Here is a 16233-nt window from a genome sequence, read left to right as displayed (position 1 = left end):
CCTCCCATGGCCAAGCTGCAGCCCCTCCAGTCGTTCAGCCTGCAAGAGACCGAAGACGGCTACCGCCTGCTGGTCTCGGCCATCGGCGGCGACACCCTGTATGTCTCCATCACCGCCGAGCAGATGGACGACATCATCGACTCCCTGGAACTGGCCGTCGGCAATGATCCGGACGGTGAAGGGGCCGGCGAGGACGAAGGCGAGTTCTAGAACCCTTCTGCCTTCGCCGGGGAGACGGGTTTTCTGTTTTTGAGGCCCTATCCCGGCCCCGCCGCCAGCAACCCCGCCACTTCCCTGAGCGCCCGCGCCAGGGTCGCGGCCTTGGCCGGCGCGCCCAGCGACAGCCGCACGCCGTCCCGGGCGACGTCCGGCGCCCGGAAGGCCTCGGCGTCCACCAGCGACAGGCCGCGCGCCCGGGCCGCGTCCAGCAGCCGGCCCCGGCTCCAGCCGACGGGCAGGTCCAGCCAGACATGCAGGCTCTCGGCGCCGCCGATCGCCGTCGGCAGGATTTCGGACGCCAGCCGCCTGCGCTCGACCGCCTCGCGGCGTACGCCGTCCAGCAGGCGCAGAGCGTCCCCCTCGCGGATCCAGGCGGTGACGACAGCCGCCATGAGCGGGGCCGGCATCTGGGCGATGGCGTGCAGGGCCTGGGCCGTCTCCGGGATCCGATCAGCCGGCGCGACCACGAAGGCGATCCGCAGACCAGGCGACAGTGTCTTGGCGGTGGTGGCGATGTGGAACACGCCCTCGGGCCACAGGCTGGCCAGGGCGGGCAGGGGGGCGCCCGGCAGCAGGCCATAGGCGTCGTCCTCGATGATCGGAACGCCGGCCGCCCGGGCCGCCGCGACGATCGCCGCCCGCCGCGCCAGGCCCATGGTCGCAGTGGTGGGGTTCTGGAAGGTGGGCGTGCAGCAGATCGCGCGCGGTCGATGTTCGGCGCACAGCCGCGCCAGGGCGTGGGGCTCCAGGCCTTCCTCGTCCATCGGGCAGGCCACCACCCGCAGACCCCGCTGCGCGGCGGCGGTCAGCAGGCCCGGATAGGTCAGGGCCTCGACCAGGATCGTCTCGCCCGGCCGGACCAGAAGGCCCAGCAGCGCGCTGAGCGCCGTCTGTGCCCCGCTGCTCATCAGCATCCGCTCGGGCGAGACCTCGCCCAGGCTCGGCGCCAGCCAGCTGGCGGCGGCCGTGCGCTGGGCCAGGGATCCGGCGCCGGGATGGTAGGCCATCAGCACCGCCGGATCGGTGCGGGTCAGCACCGCGCCGATCGTCTCGCGCAGCAGGGCGCCCAGGTTCAGGCCCTGGGGCTGTGGCGGCAGGTTCATGGACAGGTCGACAAGGCCGGCCTCGTCCTCGCCGGTCTGGCCTCGTACGAAGGTGCCGCGTCCCGTGGTTCCCTCGATCAGGCCGCGCTCGCGGGCCAGGGCGTAGGCGCGGGTGACGGTGGTGAAGTCGACGCCGACCCGCCGGGCCACCTCGCGCTGGGCGGGGATCTGGTCGCCGGCCTGCAGCTCGCCCTCGGCGATGGCCGCTTCCAGCGCCTGGGCCAGGCGCTTGTAGGCGGGACCTGTCAGCTGATCGGCGCGTTTCAACCAGGCGGCGGACGGATGCGACGGCATGGCGGTTGTCTTGTCGCTCACAGATACATACATTGTATCTGTAATGTATGTATCAAATTCGCGATTGTAGGAAGGGCTTTCGATGGCCGATCCGGTTTATGACTCCCCCGAACCCATCATTTCGGGCCTGCGCTGCCGCTGTCCGCGGTGTGGCGAGGGCAAGCTGTTCCGGGGCTTCCTGAAACTGGCCCCGGCCTGCGACCAGTGCGGGTTGAGCTACGCCTTCGCCGATCCGGCGGACGGTCCGGCCTTCTTCGTGATGAGCGGCGTCGGCATCGTGGTCATCGCCATCTTCGCCTGGGTCGAGATCGCCTATCGTCCGCCGATCTGGGTGCCCTTCGTCACCGTGTTCCCGGCCCTGATCGGCGCATGCCTGGGTACGCTGCGGCCCGTGAAGGCCTGGCTGGTGGCGTCGCAATACATCCACAAGGCCGAGGAGGGGCGGTTCGAAAGCGTGGGCCGCCACGATCGCGATCCCCGCCGCCTCTAGAGCGTTATTCGGCGAAGTGGATACCGGTTCGCCGCCGAAATAACGCGTCAAAACAAGAATCTAGAGCAAACGACATGATTCAATCATGGCGACCTTTGCTCTAGTTGACCGCGGGCCGGCTACTTCTTCTCGAGCAGCAGCCGGCCGCGCTTTTCCAGTTCGCCTTTGATCTTGCCGGCGATCATGCCCAGCATGCCGGGCAGGGTGACGTCAAGGCGGACATGGTCTTCCAGCACCGCCACCGCGCCGGTGATCGCCTGGCCCATCGCCAGGGCCGAGAAGTTCAGCACATCGCCGCTCCAGCTCTGGGTGAAGCGCGCCGCGTCGCCGCCCGGGATCTGGCCGGCCAGTTGCTCCAGACCGGTCTCCAGCCGCCGCCGCGCCTCGGCCGCGCCAAGCTGGTGGGGAATGGTGATGCTGATCGGCTTGGCCATGGTGGTCTCCGTGGAAGGTTCGGGATCAACGCCCGGATGGCGCGAACGTTCGACGACCGTTTCTGACGTATTGGCGAGTCAGTGTCACGTCACTCAAGGAGGACGCCATGACCGATCTCGCCATGCCCCACGCTTTCCACGCCACCCGCCGCCCTGCGCGTCCGGGCCGTCCTACGGGCGTGCTCGGCGCGATCAACTATGCCGGCGTGCTGCTAGTCTGGCTGGCGCTCTTCGTGGTCGACCGGCCGCTGGCGATGAAGGTGTTCCGCGAGCGCCGTGCTGACTCGCCCATCCGCCGCGACTGGCGCTGGTAGAGGTCTCGCCAAGCCCGGCGAACAATGACAAGCCTTGGCCCATGTCGCTGTCCGCCGCCGCCCGCGCCGTCCATCACCCGCTGAAGGCCCCGTTCCGCATCTCGCGCGGGGTCAAGACCGCCGCCGAGGTCGTGGTGGTCGAGGTCCGCGCCGACGGCCATGTCGGACGCGGCGAAAGCGTGCCCTATGCGCGCTATGACGAGACGGTCGCCGGCGTTCTGGCCCAGCTGAAGCCGGCCCTGGCGGCGCTGGAACTTGAGGGCGACGAGAGCGCGGCCCTGGCCTTGCTGGCGCCCGGCGCGGCCCGCAACGCGCTGGACTGCGCGCTCTGGGACCTTCGCGCCAGGCGCACCGGCGTCAGCGTCGCCGAGGCGACCGGCCTGCCGGTCCCGGCCTCGCTGGTCACCGCCGTCACGGTCAGCCTGGACGCGCCCGAGGCCATGGCCGTCGCCGCCCGCGCCGTCGCCGACGCGCCGCTGATCAAGATCAAGCTGGGCGCCGAGGATCCCGCCGCTCGCCTGCGCGCCGTGGCGGCCGCCGCGCCAAACTCTCGTTTCATCGTTGACCCCAACGAGGGCTGGACGTTCGAGATCCTGCACGGCCTGCGCGCGCTGTTGGCCGACCTGCCGATCGCCCTGGTCGAACAGCCCCTGCCGGCCGACGCCGACCATCAGCTGGACGGCTACGATCCGCCCTATGTGATCTGCGCCGATGAGTCTGTGCATGTCGGCCATGACCTGGCCGCCCTGCGCGGTCGCTACCAGGCGGTGAACCTCAAGCTCGACAAGACCGGCGGCCTGTCCGAGGCCGTGCGGATGCTGGAACAGGCCCGCGCGCTGGGCTTCCAACTGATGACCGGCTGCATGGTCGCCTCGTCGCTGGGCATAGCGCCGGCCCTGCACTTGGCGGGAAGCTGCCAGTTCGCCGATCTCGACGGGCCGTGGTGGCTGGCCGCGGATCATCCCGGCGGCCTGCGGGTCGAGCGCGGCGTGATCACGCCGCCGAAGGCCGGGTTCTGGGGCGACGGGATCGAGGCCGACGGGCTCTGGCTGTGACCTTGGCTGTGCTCGCCCATCTCGCCTGAACCTGGCCGAAAAGCCTGACATATCCGCCCATGTCCCCCGGTGTCATGCTATCGCTCCAGCCCTAGGCTGGGAGGACGTGATGAGACCGATCTGGATCGGCATGGCGCTGGCGCTGGCGTTCGTGGCTTCGCCAGCCTCCGCCCAGACGGGGCTTCGCGTGGCCCCCAGCGGCGGCGACTACGCCAGCGTCCAGAGCGCGGTCGACGCCCTGCCGGCCGAGGGGGGCGTGATCGAGATCGCGCCGGGGACCTATCGCGAGAAGATCAACGTCTCGCGGCCTCATGTCCGCTTCAAGGGGCTGGGCCGGAAACCCGGCGATGTGGTGCTGGTCTGGGGCGATGCTTCGGCCACCATCGGCGGCACGTTCAAGAGCGCGTCGGTGATCATCACCGGCGACGACTTCCAGGCCCGCAACCTGACCATCGCCAACGACTATCATCTGAAGGCGACCGTGCCGTCCCAGGCCGTGGCGCTGTTCGTCAATGGCGACCGGGCCGTGTTCGACCGCCTGCGCCTGCTGGGCGCGCAGGACACCCTGTATGCCGGTCACCGCAAGTGCGGGGCGGGAACCGTCTGCCAGAACAGCCGGCAGTATTTCCGCGACACCTATATCGAAGGCCACATCGACTTCATCTTCGGCGACGGCAAGACCGTCTTCGATCACTGCCATCTGCATGGTCTCGCCCATGACGGCGTGATGTTCACCGCCCAGAGCCGCCTGACGCCCGAGCAGGATAGCGGCTATGTCTTCGACCACGCCAGGGTGACGGTCGATCGCAAGGCGACCGGCGTGTTTCTGGGCCGCGCCTGGCGGCCCTATGCGACGGTGGTGTTCCTGAATTCCCGGCTCGGCAAGGGCCTGGATCCCAAGGGCTGGCGCGAGTGGACGCCGGGTAAGACCGAGACCTGGAAGACCGCCTACTACGCCGAATATCGCTCGAAGGGCTCGGGCGCGAAGCCCAGGGCGCGCGAGCCGTGGACCCATCAGCTGACCAAGGCCGAGGCCGCCCGGTGGGCTATGCCCGGGTTCCTCAAGGGCGCGGATGGCTGGGTTCCGGCGGTGGAAGAGTAGCGCGCCTCTTCGCCGGGGAGAGCGGGACTTGTTGGAAATGCCCCTCTTGATCCGGCCACGCGGCGCGGCCCACAGTGCCGCCATGGCCGAAAATCCGCTGCAACGCCTCGACGCCTTCGAACTGGTCAAGCTGGGCAAGGCCTCCGTGACGGTCGGCGGGCTGGCCGCGGCGGTGGTCATCGTCGCCGCGGCCCTGATCGCCGCGCGGCTGACCTCGGCGGGCCTGCAGCGCCTGCGGGCCAAGGCCGCCGGCAGCGCCGCTTCACTCTACGTCGTCGAGAAGGTCGTGACCTATGGCCTGGTGGTCATCGGCTTCGTGGCGGGCCTGTCGACCATGGGCCTGGACCTGACCTCGCTGGCGGTGTTCGCCGGCGCCCTGGGCGTCGGCGTCGGCCTGGGCCTGCAGGGCATGGTCAAGGACTTCGCCTCGGGTATCTCGCTGGTGTTCGAGCGGCTGGTGGGGGTGGGCGATTTCGTCGAACTGCCCAACGGCCAGCGCGGCGTGGTGCACGAGGTGGGGCCCCGCGCGACCCGCATCCGCACCAATGACAGCACCGACCTGATCGTGCCCAACTCGGTGCTGGTCAACGACCTGGTCATCAACTGGACGCTGCGCAACACCAACCGCCGCATCCGCGTGCCGTTCGTCACCGCCTTTGGCGTCGACAAGCAGAAGGTGCGCGAGGCCGTGCTGAAGGCGGCCCGGTCGGTGCCCTTCACCTCGCCCGACGACGCCGTGCGCCGCACCCAGGTGTGGCTGGTCGGCTATGGCGAGCACGCCCTGAAGTTCGAGCTGATCGTCTGGCCCACGGTGGAAGCCGTCCGCCGTCCGGCGGCGATCTTCGCGGCCTATACCTGGGCCATCGACGACGCCCTGCGCGACGCCAATATCGAGATCCCCTATCCGCAGCGCGACATCCGGGTGCGCGGCCTGTTCGGCGAAGAGGGCGAGGACGCCCTGACCAGTCTCAAGCTGGAACCCGCCGCCCGCCGCCGGGGCAAGGCCAAGGCCGCCAAGCCCGCCTCGAATAACGACGCCGCGCTGGACCTCGAACGCGAGGATCCGGAGGAGCCGCCGATGCCGCCGCCGTCGGCGGCGCCCAAGGGGTGAGTTTCTGAACGGCGATAAGCTGAGCTCTTGACGCCCCTGCCGCGCCGCCGCAATCTTCTCGCAACTGCGAAAAGAAGATGTAATCGGGGAGACTGCGGATGAAGACCGCGCGAGGCTTTTTCAAACCCCTGGCCATCGGCGCGCCCGCGCCGTACCGCGACCTGCCGGCCCGCGTCGAGCGCATGATCCACTTCGTGCCGCCGCATCTGGACAAGGTGCGCGCCAAGATTCCCGAGATCGCGCCGACCGTCGATGTGATCCTGGCCAACCTGGAAGACGCCATCCCCGCCGACGCCAAGGGCGCGGCCCTGGCCGGGACGATCGCCATGGCCCGGGACGTCGATTTCAAGGCCCTGGGCGTCGGCCTGTGGGTTCGGATCAACTGCCTAAACTCGCCCTGGCACCTGGACGAGGTTTCGACCCTGGTCGAGAAGGCCGGTGACAAGATCGACGTGATCATGGTGCCCAAGGTCGAGGGACCGTGGGACATCTTCTACATGGACCAGCTGCTGGCCTCGCTGGAGGCCAAGCATGGCGTCACCCGGCCGATCCTGCTGCACGCCATCCTCGAGACGGCCGAGGGGGTGATGAATGTCGAGCAGATCGCCGGCGCCAGCCCGCGCATGCAGGGCATCAGCCTTGGCCCGGCCGACCTGGCCGCCAGCCGCGCGATGAAGACCACCCGCGTGGGCGGCGGCCATCCGGGCTATCGCGTCATCGAGGATCCGCACGCCGACGGATCGGCCCGCGCCTCGGTGCAGCAGGACCTGTGGCACTACACCTTCGCCAAGATGGTCGACGCCTGCGCGGCCCACGGCATCAAGCCGTTCTACGGCCCGTTCGGCGCGATCGACGATCCGGTGGCCTGCGAGCAGCAGTTCCGCAACGCCTTCCTGATGGGCTGCGCCGGGGCCTGGAGCCTGCACCCCAGCCAGATCGCCATCGCCAAGTCGGTGTTCAGCCCCGCGCCTGACGAGGTGATCTTCGCCAAGCGCATTCTGGAAGCCATGCCCGACGGCACCGGCGTCGCCATGTTGGACGGCAAGATGCAGGACGACGCGACCTGGAAACAGGCCAAGGTCATGGTCGATTGCGCGCGGCAGATCGCGGGCAAGGATGCGGAATATGCCAAGCTTTATGGGTTTTAGCGGCTAGCACTTGCCCCGTCCGCGCCTACGGCGCTCCTCCCCGTAGGGGGAAGATGATGTCATCCGCCCCCTACGGGGGCGGACGGCTGCGAAGCAGCCCGGTGGGGGCAAGTGGTCCAGTTTCACCCCACCGTCGTCACCACCCGTGCGCCCTGCGTCAGCAGCCGGTGGATCGGGCACATCTCGGCGATTTCCAACAGGCGCTGGCGCTGATCGGCGTCCAGATCGCCGTCCATCGTGATCGCGCGATCAAAGCGCTCGGGCGGGACCATGTCGGCCTCGCGGCTGCTGCGCACCTCCACATGCACCGCGCCCAGCGCCCAGTTCTTGCGCTTGGCGTAGAGGCGCAGGGTCATGGTGGTGCAGGCCGCCAGACCCGCCGCGACCAGGTCGTGGGGATCGGGACCCAGGCCCAGGCCGCCGGCGGCGACCTTGACGTCGGCCACCAGGCTGGTCGGGCCGGCGGTGACGAACATCTGCAGGCCGCCGTGGCCGCTGTCGTCGGCGATGGCGGAGGGGCGGGGCGCGTCGGTCATGGCGGGGTTCCTTCAGGGCCTTGGATCAAGCTCGTGTCGCAAGCTGACATGCGCAAGACGGCGCGACTTGTCGATTCCGGTCAGAGCGGCGTCAGACTGAAATCCGGCTCGTGATCGGGGCCCAGCGTGATGCTGGCCCTTGGCATGACTGGGCGCGATCCCAGGGTTTCGACCCTGAACCGCGACAGCAGGCTGGCCAGGATCAGCTGCGCCTCGCTCATCGCGAAACTCGCGCCGATGCAGACGCGCGGACCGGCCCCGAACGGGATGAAGGCCTCGATTCCCCACGGATGCGGCTGGTCGATGAAGCGGTCGGGCAGGAAGGCGTCGGGCTGGTCCCACAGGCGCTTGTGTCGATGGATCAGCCACGGACTGATGACGATGTTCGCGCCGGGTTCGACGCGATGGCCCCCGATTTCGTCGGGCGCGACGGCCTCGCGGGCGATCAGCGGCGCGGGCGGATAGAGCCGCAGGGCTTCCATCAGCACCGAACGCAGCAGCGGCCAGGCCTTGAGATCATCAAGGGCTTCAATCCGTCCGGGCGGGCAGGCCAGGACCTCGGCGCGGACCCTGATCTGGGCGGTCTGGTCCAGGGCCAGCAGATAGGTCGCCCAGAACAGCAGCCGCGAGGTGGTCTCGAAGCCGGCGACCAGCATGGTGCCGCACTGGTCGCGGATCTCTCTGTCATCGAGAGGCTGACCCTCTTCGTTGCGGGCGGCCAGAAGGCGGTCGAGCAGATCCTGCCCCATGGCGGGGGCCGCCCGACGCTCGGCGATGATCGCCTCGACGGCCGCGAACCAGAGGTCTCCCTGCCGTCGTCGTGCGCCGTCGGCGAAGGTCAGGTCATCGGGGCCGACGGCCAGGAAGTCGAACAGGTTCAGGTGGGCCGGACCTTCCAGATAGTCGCGGGCCAGTCGGGCCAGAGTGGCGCCGCTCTCGTCGGCCCGTCGGGAGAACAGGGCGCGAAGCACGGCGTCCAGGGTGGCCTGGTGAAAGACTTCGGCCAGGTTGGCTCGGGTCTCGCCGTCCAGCCGCGCGGCCATGGCGGCGCCGGCTTCGGCGAAGTGCGGGACAAGAGCGCCGATGGCGGCGGGGGTGAACACCGGGGCCAGCGACTTGCGCTGCCGCCGCCAGGTCTCGCCCTCGACCAGCAGCACGCCGTCGCCCGCCAGGGGCCGCAGGGGGCGCGCCGCCTTGGGTGGCCGGCGATAGAGGTGAGCGTGCGAGCCCAGCACATGGCGCACGCCCGCCGGATCGCTGACCACGAGGCCAGGTCTGCCGACGAATCTGAAGGGGGTAAGCAGCGCTTCGAAGTCGGACGCGGCCCAGGCGCCGACAAGATTCTGGCTCATCTCCCAGATCACTCTCGCGCTCGAGAGGTTGCGGGGATGGACCCGGGGCGCGGGCGGAATGAGCGGCGCGTGGGTCGCGACGAGGGCGTCCATGGGAGCCTCCGGAATCGGGGCGTTAGGGCCCCTGCCGGAAGCATCTCCTAGCACCGCCAGATGTTCACCGCCCGGTGAAAATCAGGCGGCGGCGCTGCGTTGGGCGGGAACGTCGAAGACGCGCGTGGCGCCGCGCCAGACCTCGATCAGGTCACAGCGGTGGTGCATGTCGATCAGCTCGAACGCACGTTGGCGAGCGGCGTGATCATCGGCGTAGGGGGCGACATCGAAGCGCGGGACGGAGCCATCGGGCTCAACGCAGAAGAACGTAAACACCTGCATGGGAACACGGTTCTCAACAGGCGGGTCCGAGCCATATTCGATGGGCGGGGGCCGCGGGCGCTGATTTTCTTCGTTACCAGCCAGAACTCGACCATAGGACCAAATGTCGCGATTCTCTATGGAAATGAGTCTTCAAAAGAGACTCTCTCGCGAAGCAGTTGGGGATGGTCGTGTGGATGAATCCGCCCCGCGCCGGATCGTTCCAAAGCCGGTTCCCTTTTCGCGGCGTAGCCTCTAGGTTCGCACCCTTTCGTAAACGGCGACGTTGAGACTCCATGGCCGCCCACTATCTCGATTTCGAACGCCCCATCGCTGACCTGGAAAGCAAGATCGAGGAGCTGAGCAAGCTCTCCGAAACCGCTGGGCCGGGCGCGTTCGAGCTTGAGATCCAGGCCCTGCGCGATCGCGCTCAGGAGCTGCGCGTCGAGGCCTACGCCAATCTCGACGCCTGGCAGAAGACCATGGTCGCCCGGCATCCCCAGCGGCCCCACCTGCGCGACTATCTGGCCAGCCTGATCGACGAGTTCGTCGAACTGCGCGGCGACCGCAAGTTCGCCGACGACCAGGCCATTGTCGGGGGCTTGGCCGGTTCCGGGGTCAGCCCGTCGTGGTCATGGGCCACGAGAAGGGTCATGACACCACCACCCGCCTGAAGCACAATTTCGGCATGGCGCGCCCCGAGGGCTATCGCAAGGCCGTGCGCCTGATGGACATGGCCGAGCGCTTCAGCCTGCCGGTCATCACCTTCGTCGACACGGCCGGCGCCTATCCGGGCCTCGGCGCCGAGGAGCGCGGCCAGGCCGAGGCCATCGCCCGCTCGACCGAGCGCTGCCTGACCCTGGAAGTGCCGATGATCGCCACCATCGTGGGCGAGGGCGGCTCCGGCGGGGCCATTGCCCTGGCCGGCGCCAACAAGGTGCTGATCCTGGAGCACTCCATCTATTCGGTGATCAGCCCCGAGGGCGCGGCCTCGATCCTGTGGCGCGACGGCGCCCGGGCCAAGGACGCCGCCACCCAGATGCGCATCACCGCCCAGGACCTGATCAAGCTGGGCATCGTCGACCGGATCATCGAGGAACCGGCCGGCGGCGCCCATTCGGACCACCAGGCCGCCCTGAAATCGGTCGGCGACGCGGTGGAGGAAGAGCTGAAGGCCCTGTCCCAGCTGGACGCCGCCGCTCTGAAGCACCAGCGCTCGGAACGCTTCTACGCCATCGGCCGCGTGGGACTGCAGTAGGCCTTCTAGGGGGAAAGCCCATGTTTGTTCGGACGATGCTGATTGGGTCCGCCTTGCTGCTGGCCGCGCCTGTCGCGGTTCAGGCGGACGAGGGCATAAAGTACAGCCCCGCCTATGATCGTTGTCTGGCGGCGCCGTCCGGTCAGAGCACCTATGGGATGCTCCAGTGCGGTGACGCCGAGATCGGCGTCCAGGACGCCCGGCTGAACAAGGCCTACAAGGCGGATATGGCCGACATGGCCGACGGTTCGACCGGCAAGGCCGCTCTGTTGAAGGCCCAGCGGGCCTGGATCGCCTTTCGCGACGCCGACTGCGCGTCGGTCCGGGAAGTGAGAGGCGGCACCATCGCCGCGATCTATATGCAGAACTGTTATCTGGAGCACACGGCCCGCCGGGCCCAGGCGCTGGAAGACCTCCTTAAGCCCTGATCCGTGAAACCCCGGAGCGTGCGATGATCCGTTCTCGAGCCCTGGCCCTGGCGGCCCTGGCCATCGTCGCCCTGCCGATCAGCGGAGCGCAGGCGCAGGTCGCCAAGGCCAAGCCAGCGGTGTCGGCCTATGACCGGTGCCTGGCCATCCCCGCCGGCCAGACCACGGCGGGGATGATCGAATGCGCCTCGGCCGAGCTGGCGATCCAGGACGCCCGCCTCAACCGCGCCTACCAGGCGGCGATCCTGCGGCTGGAGCGGCCGCGCCAGAAGACGGCCCTGCAGAAGGCCCAGCGCGCCTGGATGGCTTTCCGCGACGCCGATTGCGCCAGCTATTACGATGAGGACTGGGGTTCGATCGCCCGCGTTCAGGCCAATGCCTGCGTGCTGGATCAGACGATCCGGCGCGCCAACGATCTCGAGGCCTTCCACAGGGGCTTTTAGCCTCTTGCCTCTCCCTAAGGTCATGGCGGCATAGTTCGGCAAAATCAGAGGGAGCGCATCGTCATGGCTATCAAGACCCGTTTCACCGAGCTGTTCGGCGTCGAACACCCGATCGCCCAGGGCGGCATGCAGTGGGTCGGCAAGGCCGAGCTGGTGTCGGCCGTCGCCAACGCGGGCGCGCTGGGCTTCCTGACCGCCCTGACCCAGCCGACCCCCGAGGACCTGGCCAAGGAGATCGCCCGCACCCGCGATCTCACCGACAAGCCGTTCGGCGTGAACCTGACCATCCTGCCGGCCATCAAGCCGCCGCCCTACGCCGAATACCGCGCCGTGATCATCGAGAGCGGGATCAAGATCGTCGAGACCGCCGGCTACAAGCCGCAGGAGCACGTCGATCACCTGAAGGCCAACGGCGTGAAGATCATCCACAAGTGCACCGCCGTCCGCCACGCCCTGTCGGCCGAGCGGATGGGCGTGGACGCCATCAGCATCGACGGCTTCGAATGCGCCGGCCATCCGGGCGAGGATGACATTCCCGGCCTGATCCTGATCGCCGCCGCCGCCGACAAGGTGAAGATCCCGATGCTGGCGTCGGGCGGCATCGCCGATGCGCGCGGCCTGGTGGCGGCCCTGGCCCTGGGCGCCGACGGCGTCAACATGGGCACCCGCTTCTGCGTCACCCAGGAAGCCCCAATCCCGATGGCCTTCAAGGAGCAGATGGTCGCCAATGACGAGCGCCAGACCGACCTGATCTTCCGCACCCTGCATAATACCGCCCGGGTGATGCGCAACGCGGTCAGCCAGCAGGTGGTCGAGATCGAGCGGGCCGGCGGGGCCAAGTTCGAGGACGTCCAGCACCTGGTCGCCGGAACCCGGGGCCGCGACGCCCTGGCCCAGGGCGATACCGACGGCGGCATCTGGTCGGCGGGCATGGTCCAGGGCCTGATCCATGACATTCCCACCGTCAAGGACCTGGTCGACCGCATCGTCAGCGAGGCCGAGGACCTGATCCGCGGCCGTCTGGCGGGCATGGTGGCCTGACCCCGACGCAGAAGCTTTACTGGCCCCGGCCGGCGCGATGGTCGATGAAAGCGCCTGGGTAACCGAGGGCGTTTTCGATGACCGATTCGATCGAGACGATGATCGACCGCCTTCGCCAGCTGGAGGACCAGCTGGAGGCGGCCTTCGCGGCGCGGGCTGGAACGCATGGCCTGGACCTGAAGAGCGGCAAGCCGCGCTTCGGGCCCGAGGTCCGCGCCCGCCAGCGGGGCCACAAGCGGCGGATCGACTTCTTCAAGACGCCGTGGCCCACCCTGCTGACCATGCCGCTGATCTACGGGATGGTCATTCCCATCGCCCTGATGGATCTGGCGGTCAGCGTCTATCAGCTGGGCTGCTTCACCGCCTGGGGCATCGAGCGGGTCCGGCGCCGCGACTATGTGGTGATCGACCGGCATCGGCTGGGCTATCTGAACCCGGTCCAGAAGCTCAACTGCGTCTATTGCGGCTATGGCAACGGCGTCATCGCCTATGCCCGCGAGATCACGGCCCGCACCGAGCAATACTGGTGCCCGATCAAGCACGCCCTGAAGGTCAAGGGCAGCCACGAGCGCTACGCGGCCTTCCTGGACTATGGCGACGCCGAAGGCTTCGTGAAGACCTCGGAGGCCTATCGCGAACGCCTGAAGAAGGCCCGGGCCGCCGCTGAGGCCAAGGCCTCCGCCGAGGCCGAGGCCGAGGCCAGGGCGGAGTAGCTAGGCCGCCCGGGCCGGGGCCTGACGCGCGGCGGTGTCGATCGAGAACTCGCCGACCCGGCGGGTCAGGTCGCGGGCCTCGGTCAGCAGCGAGTGGGTGGCGGCGGTGGTCTGTTCCACCATGGCGGCGTTCTGCTGGGTCACCTGGTCCATGTGGTTGACGGCCGTATTGACCTGCGCCAGGCCCGTGGCCTGTTCCTCGGACGAGCGGGCGATGTCGGTGACCAGGCGGTCGACCTGGATCACTTCGGCGACGATGCGGGTCAGGGTCTGGCCGGTCTGGCCCACCAGGTCGACGCCTGAGGCCACCTGGCGGCTGGAATTGCTGATCAGGGTCTTGATTTCCTTGGCGGCGTCGGCCGAGCGCTGGGCCAGAGCCCGCACTTCCTGGGCCACCACGGCGAAGCCTCGACCGGCCTCGCCGGCGCGGGCCGCCTCGACCCCGGCGTTCAGGGCCAGCAGGTTGGTCTGGAAGGCGATCTCGTCGATCACGCCGATGATCTGGCCGATCTGGCCCGAGGACTTCTCGATCTCGCCCATGGCGGCCACGGCCCGGGCCACCACGTCGCCCGAGCGCTCGGCCTCGGACTTGGCGTTGGCCACCACGGTGGCGGCCTCGCGGGCGTCGCTGGTGGCGCGCTTGACCGTCGCGGAGATCTCGTCGAGGGCGGCGGCGGTCTCTTCCAGGCTGGCGGCCTGCTGTTCGGTGCGGCGCGACAGGTCGTCGGCGGCCGAGGCGATCTCCTCGGTGCCCGACTGCATGGTCGAGGCCCCGGTCTTGATCGCCGTGAGGGTTTCGTTCAGCCGCAGCAGGGCGGCGTTGAAGTCCTGGCGCAGCGCCTCGAAGGCGGGCGGGAAGGGGGTGTCGATCCGGGCGCGCAGGTCGCCGTGGGCCAGCTTGCCCAGGCCCTGGGCCAGGGTGGCGACCACGCCGGTGCGTTCGGCTTCCGAGGCCCGGCGGTCGTGTTCGGCCCGGGCGCGGTCGGCGTCGGCGGCGTCGCGCAGGCCTTCCTGCTCCTCGCGGGCCTGGCGGCGCTCAATGGCGGCCTCGCGGAACACGGCGATCGAGCGGGCCATGCCGCCCAGCTCGTCCTTGCGATTGCGGAACGGCGGCTCGCGCTCATAGTCGCCCTCGGCCAGCCGGCCCATATAGTCGCCGATGATCGACAGCGGGCGCAGCAGGCGGGCGCGGGTCATCAGCACCACGGCCAGGCCCAGCACGCAGGCCCCCAGGGCCATGGCGCCCGACAGGATCATCGCGTGGGTCTGGGCGTCGCGCAGTTTTTTCTCGACGGCCGCGTCGCGCTGCGACTGGGTGGCTTCCAGCGCGCCGAAGGCGGTGGTGGCCGCCTCCATCTTGCTGGCCAGGGTCTGGCTGGTGGTGTCGAACTGGCCCATCAGCAGGTTGCCCGCTTCCGGACCGGCGTCGACATAGGCGTGGGCCATCGACTGGCCGGTGGCGTAATAGGCGGGGAAGGCGGCGGCGACCTCGCCCATGGCGGTGTCGAAGGCCGGCGAGCCCAGCTCGCGGGCCAGCACCCGGGCCCGGGCGACATCGGTCTCGAAGGCCTTGGCGTTCTTGGCCGCTTCCTGCCAGCCGTCGTTCAAGCCCGACAGGCCGCGGGTGGCCGACACGTCGGTCAGCCACTGCTGCACCTGGATGATGTCGGTCTGGATCTGCTTGTCCAGCACGGCCAGCTCGGTGGTCATGGCCCCGGTGCGCTGGTCGCGCAGGGCTTCCTCCGCGCGCAAAGCCCGCTGGTGTTCGATCGAGACCGCCCCGATCACGGTGGAGGCCACGCAGAACACCGTCAGGCCCGCGACCATCAGGGTGATGAACCGCTCCAGCGACCCGCCGCGAGCGGTTTTGGGGGAGGAAGCAGCTGTCATGGACGCCCTTGGGAAAGCCGACGAAATCGCGCGGATACAGGGCTGAGGTCGTGCGGCCAATCGGCTTAACGGCCCCATAACGGGGAGCCGAACGGCCCTGTGGCAAAATGTCTTTTCTACCCATTTTGGGAACAAGACCGGCTTCGCTCCCCTTGAACCGGCGGTCAGTCGTCCCCAGGCAGTCGTCCCCGTTCAGTCGCCGCCGCGCCGGATCGCGGCGCGGGTGAGAACGGGAGAGGCGCGGGGCGCCCGGACAGCGTCCGGAGCGTGTGTGACTATGGTACCGTTTCGACGAAGCCTGACGCCCCGCGCGGTCGTTTTCCCTCTGGCCGGGGCGCGCGGGTCTCGTTCAACCCTTTGCCCCCATCCGGGTTTGTCCTGCCTCGCGACGGACCCAGCCCTGAAGCTGCAGCCTCGCCGATTCCGGAGGACCCGGAACTTACCTTCGGGCGGGCGGGGGTCCTCCGACGGACCTCCCGATAGGCGGGTTTACGTCACCCGCCCTCCCATCAAGCCGGCCGGTCCCGCATCCGCGACTCCGGCGGCCCCGCTCGACCGCATCCACGCCGCGCGTCTCGGGCCGGATCCAAGAGCCCTCTCCCTCGCGACGGGACAGTCAGAAGTATGCGGCAGGTTTGAACGCGGAGGATTGGCGCGATCGATTATTTTACAGGGGGTTGTTTTCGCTGGAGTTTGTGGCGGAAAGAACGGGGATAAGGTGCGCGCTATGCTCGTTCTGCTGGTCTTCCGGTCGCGCTGGCGCGCGCCACAAAGTCCTCCCCCTGAAGGGGGAGGAGATCGCGAAGCGATCGGAGGGGGAAGTGCGGCCGGGTCATTGCGGTCTTCCCCCACCGGCCTCCGGCCGCCTCCCCCTTCAGGGGGAGGACTTGTCGCTGCCATCCCGCCCCCTTCGCGCCGAAGGGAGCCAGCCCTTCATCTGACGGCGAG

Annotated in this window: 17 protein-coding genes and 1 pseudogene; 12 read left to right on the top strand and 6 right to left on the bottom strand. The window is 68.9% G+C overall.

Going from position 1 to position 16233, the window contains the following annotated elements; all coding sequences use genetic code 11:
* The first annotated feature begins 6 nt into the window (after positions 1-6).
* The gene (locus ACQY9P_RS02775) at positions 7-210 is read left to right on the top strand and encodes a hypothetical protein (RefSeq protein ID WP_421736777.1); all 204 of its coding nucleotides are present in this window, start codon (positions 7-9) and stop codon (positions 208-210) included.
* A 47-nt stretch (positions 211-257) separates the two neighbouring features.
* Here the strand turns inward: ACQY9P_RS02775 and ACQY9P_RS02770 are convergent, their stop codons facing one another.
* The gene (locus ACQY9P_RS02770) at positions 258-1649 is read right to left on the bottom strand and encodes a PLP-dependent aminotransferase family protein (protein WP_421736778.1); all 1392 of its coding nucleotides are present in this window, start codon (positions 1647-1649) and stop codon (positions 258-260) included.
* 49 nt (positions 1650-1698) lie between these two features.
* On the opposite strand from ACQY9P_RS02770, the gene ACQY9P_RS02765 reads away from it, so the two are divergent.
* A complete protein-coding gene (locus ACQY9P_RS02765; protein ID WP_421736779.1) occupies positions 1699-2106 on the top strand; it encodes a DUF983 domain-containing protein in 408 nt (135 codons plus the stop codon).
* Between the two features lie 119 nt (positions 2107-2225).
* Here ACQY9P_RS02765 and ACQY9P_RS02760 read toward each other — a convergent pair whose 3' ends face one another.
* Entirely contained in the window at positions 2226-2540 is a 315-nt protein-coding gene (locus ACQY9P_RS02760; RefSeq protein WP_421736780.1) for a polyhydroxyalkanoic acid system family protein, read from the bottom strand.
* Between the two features lie 107 nt (positions 2541-2647).
* Here ACQY9P_RS02760 and didA point away from each other — a divergent pair, with 107 nt between their 5' ends.
* The 5 genes from didA to ACQY9P_RS02735 all read left to right on the top strand — a co-directional run bounded on the left by didA (position 2648) and on the right by ACQY9P_RS02735 (position 7270).
* On the top strand, positions 2648-2854 hold the full coding sequence (didA, locus tag ACQY9P_RS02755; RefSeq protein WP_421736781.1) for a DNA damage-induced SOS-independent cell division inhibitor A: 207 nt from the start codon (positions 2648-2650) through the stop codon (positions 2852-2854).
* A 41-nt stretch (positions 2855-2895) separates the two neighbouring features.
* Positions 2896-3909, top strand: coding sequence for an N-acetyl-D-Glu racemase DgcA (gene dgcA / locus ACQY9P_RS02750; RefSeq protein ID WP_421736782.1), 1014 nt, complete (start codon positions 2896-2898; stop codon positions 3907-3909).
* Positions 3910-4018: 109 nt separating this feature from the next.
* A complete protein-coding gene (locus ACQY9P_RS02745; RefSeq protein ID WP_421736783.1) occupies positions 4019-5011 on the top strand; it encodes a pectinesterase family protein in 993 nt (330 codons plus the stop codon).
* 82 nt (positions 5012-5093) lie between these two features.
* Positions 5094-6122, top strand: a complete 1029-nt coding sequence (locus tag ACQY9P_RS02740) for a mechanosensitive ion channel family protein (RefSeq protein ID WP_421738272.1) — start codon at positions 5094-5096, stop codon at positions 6120-6122.
* A gap of 98 nt (positions 6123-6220) precedes the next feature.
* Entirely contained in the window at positions 6221-7270 is a 1050-nt protein-coding gene (locus ACQY9P_RS02735; RefSeq protein WP_421736784.1) for an HpcH/HpaI aldolase/citrate lyase family protein, read from the top strand.
* 122 nt (positions 7271-7392) lie between these two features.
* Here ACQY9P_RS02735 and ACQY9P_RS02730 read toward each other — a convergent pair whose 3' ends face one another.
* From ACQY9P_RS02730 to ACQY9P_RS02720, 3 genes are all read right to left on the bottom strand, one after another.
* Positions 7393-7806: an OsmC family protein gene (locus ACQY9P_RS02730; RefSeq protein WP_421736785.1), complete on the bottom strand. Its 414-nt coding sequence runs from the start codon at positions 7804-7806 to the stop codon at positions 7393-7395.
* Between the two features lie 80 nt (positions 7807-7886).
* Positions 7887-9158 (bottom strand): cytochrome P450, encoded by a 1272-nt coding sequence (locus ACQY9P_RS02725; RefSeq protein WP_421736786.1) that lies wholly within the window; start codon positions 9156-9158, stop codon positions 7887-7889.
* Positions 9159-9332: 174 nt separating this feature from the next.
* Positions 9333-9533 carry a hypothetical protein gene (locus tag ACQY9P_RS02720; RefSeq protein WP_421736787.1) on the bottom strand — a complete coding sequence of 67 codons (201 nt, stop codon included), beginning with the start codon at positions 9531-9533 and terminating at the stop codon, positions 9333-9335.
* 275 nt (positions 9534-9808) lie between these two features.
* Between ACQY9P_RS02720 and ACQY9P_RS02715 the strand changes: the two are divergent.
* The 5 genes and pseudogenes from ACQY9P_RS02715 (at position 9809) to ACQY9P_RS02695 (ending at position 13395) form a co-directional block, all read left to right on the top strand.
* Positions 9809-10770, top strand: a pseudogene (locus ACQY9P_RS02715) (acetyl-CoA carboxylase carboxyltransferase subunit alpha).
* Between the two features lie 20 nt (positions 10771-10790).
* Positions 10791-11198, top strand: a complete 408-nt coding sequence (locus ACQY9P_RS02710) for a lysozyme inhibitor LprI family protein (protein WP_421736789.1) — start codon at positions 10791-10793, stop codon at positions 11196-11198.
* Positions 11199-11221: 23 nt separating this feature from the next.
* Complete coding sequence (locus tag ACQY9P_RS02705; RefSeq protein ID WP_421736790.1) at positions 11222-11641, top strand: lysozyme inhibitor LprI family protein; 420 nt, start codon at positions 11222-11224, stop codon at positions 11639-11641.
* Between the two features lie 63 nt (positions 11642-11704).
* Positions 11705-12682 (top strand): NAD(P)H-dependent flavin oxidoreductase, encoded by a 978-nt coding sequence (locus ACQY9P_RS02700; protein WP_421736791.1) that lies wholly within the window; start codon positions 11705-11707, stop codon positions 12680-12682.
* Between the two features lie 77 nt (positions 12683-12759).
* Positions 12760-13395 (top strand): hypothetical protein, encoded by a 636-nt coding sequence (locus ACQY9P_RS02695; protein WP_421736792.1) that lies wholly within the window; start codon positions 12760-12762, stop codon positions 13393-13395.
* On the opposite strand, the gene ACQY9P_RS02690 is transcribed toward ACQY9P_RS02695, so the two are convergent.
* Positions 13396-15285, bottom strand: a complete 1890-nt coding sequence (locus ACQY9P_RS02690; protein ID WP_421736793.1) for a methyl-accepting chemotaxis protein — start codon at positions 15283-15285, stop codon at positions 13396-13398.
* Between the last annotated feature and the right edge of the window lie 948 nt (positions 15286-16233).

The organism is Caulobacter sp. (assembly GCF_965279145.1).
GTDB lineage: Bacteria > Pseudomonadota > Alphaproteobacteria > Caulobacterales > Caulobacteraceae > Caulobacter.
The sequence above is the reverse complement of the archived record's forward strand: the minus strand, read 5'-3'. Positions and strand labels throughout refer to the sequence as shown.